The sequence below is a fragment of the Skermanella sp. genome (assembly GCF_059503625.1).
The window spans coordinates 1-8,213 of sequence record NZ_JCACHA010000859.1 but is presented as its reverse complement, the minus strand read 5'-3'; the positions used below and the strand labels follow the sequence as shown (position 1 = coordinate 8,213).

Sequence of the window (8,213 nt, the reverse complement as noted above, 5' to 3'; positions counted from 1 at the left end):
GCGAAGTTCGCCGAGCAACTGGCCCGGCGCCTGGACGAGACGCGGCGGACGCCGCAGGTCTCGGAGTCCGGCTAAGTCCGCCGCCCGATCCCCCGTCTGCCCTGTTCTCCTTCGGCATACCCGCGGCCCTGACCGGGGGTCCTGTGTTCGTCGTCATCGTCGCCAAGTCGATCTTCACCATCATCGACCTGGTGCTCGCCCAACTGGATACGGTGGTCAACCGCAAAAGCTTCGAACGTGCCGTCCGCACCGTCCTTGAAGACTCGCGCGAACACGTCGGCGAGACGCTGGACCTGGCATTGGTCGGCTGGATCGACGAAGTCGGCAACACGATCCGGCTGAACCAGCGTGTCGTGGGCAGATGATGCCCCTCGTGCTGAACCGGGTTGAACCGCTGGTGTGGGAAATGCTGGGCGCCAACGCCGGTGCGCTGATCGACATCTTCCGCACGCGGCAATGGGACCTGAAGCCGGTAGAGCGGCGGCCAGCGGCAGCGCCTCGCCATCGCCCGCACCCTGCTCGCGGACCGGCCGGTCTTTCTGTTCGACGGGCCGAATTCCGGCCTGGACGTCACCATGGCGCGCAGGCTGGGCGAACTGATCCGCGGCCTCTGCCGCGACATGGGCAAGCCGGGTCTACGTGATAGCCTCCGGTGTCCTTGGAGCCTGGGCGGCCTATTGGCTTTACCCGGAGGACCCAAGCTCCAAGGATCGAGGGCTGGGCTGGAGTCGCTGCCGACCCGCCAGGGATGGAAAGCGCTACTGCCGCGCGCGCGCCTTCTCGATTTCCGCGTAAAGCTCCTTCGTCAGCTCTTCGCCGACCTGGGCCGCGTATTTCTCGACCACCGGCTTGACCTTCTCCCGCATGCGGGCAATTTCCTCGGGTGCTATGTCGTTGATCTGCATGCCGTTCTTGACCAGCGTTTCGCGGGACTTCTCATCCATCTCACGCGCGACCCTGCGCTGGTAATCCCTGGTTTCGACGGCGGCATCCTCGAAGATCTTCTTTTCCTCGTCCGAGAGAGAATCCCAGAACTTCTTGCTCGCCATCAGCAACTGGGAATTATAGATGTGCCTGGTATTGCTGAAGTACTTCTGCACTTCGTCGAACTTGGACGCCTCGACGGTCGAATACGGGTTCTCCTGGCCGTCCACCGTTCCGGTTTCAAGGGCGGTATACAGCTCCGGGAACGGCATCGGCACGGCATTGGCGCCCAGGGCGTTGAGCATGTCGATGTAGAGCGGGTTCAGGATCGTGCGGATCTTCAATCCCTGGATATCTTCCAGCTTGGTGATCGGCCGCTTGCTGTTGGTGATGCTGCGGTAGCCCTGCTCCATATAGACTAGCCCGACCAGCCCCCGTGCCGGCATCGGCTCCAGCAGCTTCCGGCCGAGCGGTCCGTCGAGCACGATGTCCGCCTCCCGCTCGTTCGCGAAGGCGAACGGGAAGTCGAGCACGAGGAAGTCCTTGAAATTGCCGACGAGCTGCGCCGGCGCCATCATCGAGACCTCGATCGTGCCGCCCTGCATCGCCGAGGCGACTTGCTGCTCGCCGCCCAGGGTACCGCCGGCATAGACCCGGACCTTGATCTTTCCGCCACTCTTCTGCTCGATCAGCTCGGCGAACTTCTTGGCCCCGACGCCTTGCGGATGCTCGATATTGTTGACGATCGGCATCTTGATGCTGCGCGACTTGATCTCCGCACGGACCGGATCGGCGGCGCCCGTCATGATGACGAACGCCAGACCGAGGCACAGCGTCAGGTGCGAAATTCCCGGAATCTTCATTTACCCCTCCCCCACACGTGCGCGATCGGCCCCTGTGGCGATGGAGCCGGCCGCAAAGCTTCGTCGAAGGAGAAACGCCGCATCGTCGCGATTGCTGCGGCACGGCGGTAATTTAAAGTCCCGCTTGGCCAGTGCTTATTGCAGCACGAGTTCAGGAAGGATCGGGTGGAAAGTCCGCTCCAAGGCTGGTCTCCTTCCAGGCGTCGATCTCTTCGATGACGCTGACGAGCTTACCGCGCACGGCATCGACGCCGAAGGCGCCGAGGACCAGATGGCGCGGCGCGTTTTCCGCCTCCACGGCCTTGATCATCGCAGCGGCGGCGCGTACCGGATCGCCGGGCTGCTTGCCGCTGATGCCGGAGGTCGCCTTCATGCGCGACGCGGCGGTCTCGGCATAATCGGCGATCCGGCTCGGCGTCTGCTTCAGGGAGCGGCCGGCCCAGTCGGTCCGGAAGGGGCCGGGCTCGACGCAGAGGACCTTGATGCCGAGCGGTTCGACTTCCCGAGCCAGCGAGTCCGAAAGCCCCTCGACCGCATGCTTGGTCGCCGCATAGTAGCCGGAGCCCGGAAAACCGACGAAGCCCGCGACGGACGAGATATTGACGATGTGCCCTCGCCTGCGCGCCCGCATGCCCGGCAGTGCCGCGCGGATCATCGCGGCCAGCCCGAACACGTTGGCTTCGAACATGGCGCGGATCTCGGCATCGTCGCCTTCCTCTACCGGGGCCTGATATCCGTAGCCGGCGTTGTTCACCAGCACGTCGATGGTGCCGAAACGGTCTTCGGCAGCCTTCACCGAAGCCGCGACCTGACCGGCGTCGGTCACGTCCAGCGCCAGAGCCAGCGCATTTTCCTTATGGCCGTCGGCCAGATCCCGCACGCGATCGATGTCGCGGGCGGTCACGACGACACGCCAGCCACGATCGAGCACGAGCTTGGCGAGTTCGCGGCCGAAGCCGGTGGAGCAGCCGGTGATGAACCAGACCGGAGAAGTGTCGGACGTCATGCATCTCTTCCCTATTGCCGAAAACGCCGGCGGCAAACGCTTGGGCGGCAGACGCTTGGAAGTCTTGCAGATGGAAGTCTTGCAGAACCGCCGCCTCTCCGCAGGCGTTACCCGCAGTCAAACAGGCGCTGGCTTTGAGAGTTGCCCTGGAAATCCCGATCGTTCGACGAGATCAGTCTGGCAGCGATCCGGTACAGCGGCGGACCCTTGTCACCAGCTCTGTTTCCAGGCGCTTCGTCAGGGGATGGCCGAGGCCTTCGGCAGCGAATAGTTCTTCGCGTGGGCATCCGTTCCGGCAATCAGCCAGTTGAAGATCAGCGCATCGACGAAGTTTTGGACATCCTCGTCGGGCCGGCTTGAGAACGACCGGATTAGCCGGGTGATTGCGCGTGCGCCGGGTCCCCCTGGTTTTCGTATTTGAAGTTGGGCGACAGAGCTAGCGCCTGACAGATGTTTTCCTGATGGATACGGACAAGGCCCGCACCAGTCCATCGGCGATCATAGCGCTCGATGACGATTGCGATCTCATCCTCGAAACGAAGCACTTTCGACCGTGCGGTGCGGAAACCCATGGAACGGGCGAGACTCATGCAGAAATGCTCGTTCTCGGCATGACCATCGAACTCGCCGGTCGGTGGCTTGAGGATGTGTGTTGTCGGCATACGTCCCGCCGGCACTCCCCAACGGTCTTCTCCATGAAAAAGGGCCGTCTTAGGCTGAGCGCCGGCCAGACTGAACTGGCCGGCATCCGCGGGACCTCGCCAAGCGGAGTGATCGGAGCGCAGAATGCGGAGCCGTTCAGCTATGTCCGCCTCTTCGAGCCACTCGATCTCACCGGGACCTTGGCCTAGAAGCACCTCCATGCGTTCCGGCCTGACGAGTTGCACGGCACCGGCGCAGTCTTCGCCGACATGGGCCATGAGAGCAAAGGCATTGCGCGCCGATACCTGGAAACGCCTGCCCCAGCGCCCCAGCACGATTTCATTGTCAGGGAGCAGCCCCCAGAGGAAGGCCTCGATCACCTTATGGTCATGGACGGCCACCGCGAGCGGCATGGAAAGCGACAGCGGCCATGAGCCCTGCGCGCCACGCCAGCCCTCGTCATAGGTGAAGGTCAAGCGTCCACGGCTGTCCTGTGTCACGGTTCCCATGACGCGGCCTGCCATGAATGCTGCCAGTTCCGATTTCATGGCAGCTTCCTGCCCGGATCATCGATCGGGAAATCGTCACGCATGATGTCGTCCAGAAGTTCATCCAGATCGACCGACGGGATGATGTCGGTTTTGCCGGCTTCTATCTTGTCTCCCGTATCGATCGAGATGCGCAGGCCCAAGGCGTCGAGCGCCCGCATGACGAGGCCGATCTCGGCGCGTGGCTTGCCCTTCTCGATTTCCACGATCCACTGGCGGCTGACTTTGATCCGCCGCGCAAGCTCGCCCTGATCCAGCCCAAGCTTGCGCCTGCGCTCCCGCATGATGAGGCCGATGTCCGTAGCATTGCGGGCCAGCATGGATGGGATCCCCGAACGACATGTCATCGATCGGCTACATCGTATAGAAGTCGACGAACGGCGACAATTGGGAAAGTCGGCGAGCGACGACAGACGACGCCGGTATCGTTCAGCACGCAACAAAAAAAGCCCCGCTGGGGCTTCCGGTCCGGTCAGATAATGTGATGAGGAATTGGAGCGGGCGAAGGGATTCGAACCCTCGACCCCAACCTTGGCAAGGTTGTGCTCTACCCCTGAGCTACGCCCGCATTGGCGGCTGGTCCGGGTGATGACCAGCGGTGAGCGCGGATAATACGGATGCCGGATGCCTTTGCAAGGCTCTTTTTTGCTTTTCCGGCGATTGCGCGATGGCACCGGTTTGCCGTCCCGGCGCTTCGGGCTATAACTGCGCCGCCCCATCAGCCGGAACATCAAGGTTGCCGTCATGCCCGACCACGTCGACCAAGCGCCTCAAGCCGACCAGACGCCCGATCAAGCCCCAGAGCTAGTCCCGATGCCGACATCGCCGGAGGCGCTCGTCGCCTATCTCGACGGCTTGGGCATCGCGACCACGACCCATACCCATCCGCCCGTCTTCACGGTGGAAGAGGCGCAGGCGCTCAGGGGAACTCTTCCCGGCGGCCACTGCAAGAACCTGTTCCTGAAGGACAAGAAGGGCCGGCTGTGGCTGGTGGTGGCGCTGGAGGACAGCAAGGTCGATCTCAAGACGCTGGACAAGCGCATCGGCTCCGCCCGGCTGTCGTTCGGCAATGGCGACCTGCTGTGGCAAGTGCTGGGCGTGCGGCCGGGATCGGTGACGCCGTTCGCCGTCGTCAACGACACGGAGCACCGCGTGACGGTGGTGCTGGAGCAGGCGATGATGGCGCACGACCTGCTGAACTACCACCCGCTGGACAATGGCCGCACGACGGCGATCCGGTCCGCCGACCTGCTGAAATTCTTGCGCGCCACGGGTCACGAAGCGCAGATTGCCGACCTTGCCTGACGCTCCCCGGCGCTCCGGCCTTGTGGGTTGATCCGGCAAGGCTCATGTAATCGCGAACCTCAGACTCAGGCGCACTCGCAGCCGCTTTCCAAGAAGAAACAGGACGCACCCATGCAGACTATGTTCAACGCGCCCGGCGCCGGATCTCAGCAACCTGCCGACCTGATCAAGGACAGCAGCGACGCCACCTTCATGGCCGACGTCATGGAAGCGTCGCGCACCGTCCCGGTCATCGTCGATTTCTGGGCGCCTTGGTGCGGGCCGTGCAAGCAGCTCGGGCCGCTGCTGGAAAAGAACGTGCGCGCCGCCAAGGGCGCCGTGCGGATGGTCAAGATCGACATCGACAAGAACCCGCAGATCGCGGGCCAGCTCCGCATCCAGTCGATCCCGGCGGTCTTCGCCTTCTTCCAGGGCCGGCCGGTCGACGGCTTCGCCGGCGCACAGCCCGAGTCCCAGATCAAGCAATTCGTGGACCGGCTGATCAAGATGGGTGGCGGCGCCGAGGACGACGGTCTGGGAGAGGCGCTGGAAGCCGCGGCCGAAGCACTGGAAGCAGGCGACGCCTCGACCGCCAGCAGCATCTACAACCAGATCCTTCAGCACGAGCCGACCAATGCCCCGGCCTTTGCGGGCCTTGCCCGCTGCCTGATCTCGGTGTCCGATTTCGCCCGTGCCCGCCAGCTGCTGGACAGCGCCACGCCGGAGCAGGCGAAGAACGCCGAGGTCGTCGCCGCGCGCAGCTCGCTCGATCTGGCGGAGCAGAGCGCTTCGGTCGGTCCGGTGGACGACCTGACGGCCCGGCTGGCCTCCGATCCCAACGACCACGAGGCCCGCTTCGACCTTGCCATGGCCCATTACGCTTCCGGCAAGCGGGAAGAGGCGGTCGACGAGCTGCTGGAACTGGTCCGGCGCGACCGCGAGTGGAACGAGCAGCAGGCCCGCAAGCAGCTCGTGAAATTTTTCGAGGCTTTTGGGCCGACTGACAAGCTTACCCTCATGGCAAGACGGAAGTTGTCATCTATCTTATTTTCATGAGCCCAAACCCGTTCGACCCAACCTTCGACCAACTGCCGGAAATCCTGCCGATTTTCCCGCTGACCGGGGTGCTGCTGCTGCCCCGCGGCAAGTTGCCGCTGAACGTCTTCGAGCCTCGCTACCTGGCGATGACCGAAGACGCCCTGGCCGGCAACAGGATGATCGGCATCATCCAGCCGTCGGACCCCCTGAGCCGCGCCAGCGTGCCGCCGGTCTATCCGATCGGCTGCGCCGGCCGGATCACCAGCTTCAGCGAGACCGACGACGGCCGGTACCTGATCACGCTGACCGGCGTCTGCCGGTTCGAGACGGTGCGGGAACTGCCGATCGTGCGCGGCTACCGCCGCGTCGACGTCTCGTGGGAGCGGTTCGCCGCCGATCTGGACGAGGCGGGTCCCGCCCTGTTCGACCGGGCGCGGCTGGTCGAGGGCTTGCGGACATATTTCAAGATCCAGGGCATCTCGGCCAACTGGGACGCCGTGGAGTCCACGCCGGACGAAAGGCTTGTGACGTCGCTCGCCATGATCTGTCCGTTCGAACCGTCGGAGAAGCAGGCCCTGCTGGAGTGCGGGTCCCTGTCGGAACGGGCGAGCATGATGGTCGCCATCATCGAAATGTCCGTGCTGGACAAGCGCGGCGGCGATACCATGGCGCGGCACTGATACGGCGGTGCCGATATTTTGAAGGGATAAGGACGTGAGCGATACCAAATCGGGCTCGACCGCCAAGGTCGATCCGAAGCTGCTGGAAATTCTGGTGTGCCCGCTGACCAAGGGGCCGCTGTCCTATGACGCGGCAGCGCAGGAGTTGATCAGCGAGCGCGCCGGTCTGGCGTATCCCATCCGTGACGGCATCCCGATCATGCTGGTGGACGAGGCCCGGACGCTGGACGCCGATACGGCTCATCCCTCAGGTCCGAAGACGGGTCACTGATCATGACGGGACCCAGCGAGTCGTTTGCCACCGACCCATTCGGCACGCAGCACTGGCCGGTCGAGGTCCGCTTGAAGAAGGCTGAAAAGCGGCTGGAGATCGAGTTCGACGACGGCCGCAAGTTCTCGCTGCCGGCGGAGTTCCTGCGGGTGGAAAGCCCGTCCGCCGAGGTTCAGGGTCATAACCCGAGCCAGAAGCAGACGGTGTCGGGCCGCCGCCATGTCGGCATCATGGGGCTGGAGCCGGTCGGCAACTACGCGCTCCGGATCCAGTTCGACGACATGCACGACAGCGGTATCTTCTCGTGGAAGTACCTGTACGAGCTGGGCTTGCACCAGGACGAGCTTTGGGCCGAGTATCTGGCGGAGCTTGAAAAGCGCGGCCTGAAACGCGATCCGCGATAGTCAGCGTTCCCGAAGGAAGAAGATCAGGTCGAGCGGCGGCGGCTTGACGGTCGTCTGCGACAGCAGGCCATGGACCTGTCCGCGATGATGGGTCTGGTGGTTGAACATGTGGGACAGCACCCAGACCAGCGGAGTGGTATGCTCGACGCCGGCGGTGGTCCGGTAGACCAGATCACGGGTCAGAGCTTCGGCATCCAGGGTCCCGGCGAGACGGACGATACGCTCGTCCTCCGCCTTGCGCGCCTGTCTCAATCCCGCCAGATCTTCGAACAGGATTTCATCCAGCCGGCTGATTCCGGATGGCACGCCTTCGATACGGCCCAGCCAAGCGCGGTCGCCGACCAGGATGTGGTTCAACGTGCCCAGGATCGATCCGAAGAAGGCTTGGCGGGAGGCCTTGAAGTCCGCGTCGGACAATTGGGCGCAGGCGGCGTAGAGCCGGTCGTTGGCCCAGGCGTTGTAGCGCGCGAAGGTCTGGAAGTGATCGGGAGTCATGACGGAGGTCCGGAATCGAAAAGCCGCGCCTTGTATAGCGCGGCTTGTTCAGATCGTC

General features: G+C 63.8%; 12 protein-coding genes and 1 tRNA gene. 6 read left to right on the top strand and 7 right to left on the bottom strand.

Features of this window, described 5'->3' with window-relative positions; genetic code table 11:
* Positions 1-365, top strand: a 365-nt coding sequence (locus AC5JJ6_RS31230; RefSeq protein WP_496045781.1) for a hypothetical protein, incomplete at its 5' end; no start/stop codon positions are given.
* A gap of 393 nt (positions 366-758) precedes the next feature.
* On the opposite strand, the gene AC5JJ6_RS31225 is transcribed toward AC5JJ6_RS31230, so the two are convergent.
* The 6 genes from AC5JJ6_RS31225 to AC5JJ6_RS31200 form a co-directional block, all read right to left on the bottom strand.
* Complete coding sequence (locus AC5JJ6_RS31225) at positions 759-1,787, bottom strand: TRAP transporter substrate-binding protein (RefSeq protein ID WP_496045780.1); 1,029 nt, start codon at positions 1,785-1,787, stop codon at positions 759-761.
* A gap of 151 nt (positions 1,788-1,938) precedes the next feature.
* The gene (locus AC5JJ6_RS31220) at positions 1,939-2,793 is read right to left on the bottom strand and encodes an oxidoreductase (RefSeq protein ID WP_496045779.1); all 855 of its coding nucleotides are present in this window, start codon (positions 2,791-2,793) and stop codon (positions 1,939-1,941) included.
* Positions 2,794-3,030: 237 nt separating this feature from the next.
* Positions 3,031-3,165 (bottom strand): HipA domain-containing protein, encoded by a 135-nt coding sequence (locus AC5JJ6_RS31215; protein ID WP_496045784.1) that lies wholly within the window; start codon positions 3,163-3,165, stop codon positions 3,031-3,033.
* Entirely contained in the window at positions 3,165-3,959 is a 795-nt protein-coding gene (locus tag AC5JJ6_RS31210; protein ID WP_496045783.1) for a HipA domain-containing protein, read from the bottom strand. The genes AC5JJ6_RS31215 and AC5JJ6_RS31210 overlap by 1 nt, the downstream gene beginning before the upstream one ends.
* 20 nt (positions 3,960-3,979) lie before the next feature.
* Positions 3,980-4,303, bottom strand: coding sequence for a helix-turn-helix transcriptional regulator (locus AC5JJ6_RS31205; RefSeq protein WP_496045778.1), 324 nt, complete (start codon positions 4,301-4,303; stop codon positions 3,980-3,982).
* 173 nt (positions 4,304-4,476) lie between these two features.
* A tRNA-Gly gene (locus tag AC5JJ6_RS31200) sits at positions 4,477-4,551 on the bottom strand.
* Positions 4,552-4,796: 245 nt separating this feature from the next.
* On the opposite strand from AC5JJ6_RS31200, the gene AC5JJ6_RS31195 reads away from it, so the two are divergent.
* The 5 genes from AC5JJ6_RS31195 (at position 4,797) to AC5JJ6_RS31175 (ending at position 7,660) form a co-directional block, all read left to right on the top strand.
* Positions 4,797-5,288 (top strand): prolyl-tRNA synthetase associated domain-containing protein, encoded by a 492-nt coding sequence (locus AC5JJ6_RS31195; RefSeq protein WP_496045782.1) that lies wholly within the window; start codon positions 4,797-4,799, stop codon positions 5,286-5,288.
* Between the two features lie 111 nt (positions 5,289-5,399).
* On the top strand, positions 5,400-6,323 hold the full coding sequence (locus tag AC5JJ6_RS31190; protein WP_496045777.1) for a tetratricopeptide repeat protein: 924 nt from the start codon (positions 5,400-5,402) through the stop codon (positions 6,321-6,323).
* Positions 6,320-6,985, top strand: a complete 666-nt coding sequence (locus AC5JJ6_RS31185; RefSeq protein WP_496045776.1) for an LON peptidase substrate-binding domain-containing protein — start codon at positions 6,320-6,322, stop codon at positions 6,983-6,985. The genes AC5JJ6_RS31190 and AC5JJ6_RS31185 overlap by 4 nt, the downstream gene beginning before the upstream one ends.
* Before the next feature lie 34 nt (positions 6,986-7,019).
* Positions 7,020-7,256, top strand: a complete 237-nt coding sequence (locus AC5JJ6_RS31180; RefSeq protein WP_496045775.1) for a Trm112 family protein — start codon at positions 7,020-7,022, stop codon at positions 7,254-7,256.
* A 2-nt stretch (positions 7,257-7,258) separates the two neighbouring features.
* Complete coding sequence (locus AC5JJ6_RS31175; protein ID WP_496045774.1) at positions 7,259-7,660, top strand: gamma-butyrobetaine hydroxylase family protein; 402 nt, start codon at positions 7,259-7,261, stop codon at positions 7,658-7,660.
* Here the strand turns inward: AC5JJ6_RS31175 and AC5JJ6_RS31170 are convergent, their stop codons facing one another.
* Complete coding sequence (locus tag AC5JJ6_RS31170; RefSeq protein WP_496045773.1) at positions 7,661-8,155, bottom strand: DinB family protein; 495 nt, start codon at positions 8,153-8,155, stop codon at positions 7,661-7,663.
* Positions 8,156-8,213: the final 58 nt, after the last annotated feature.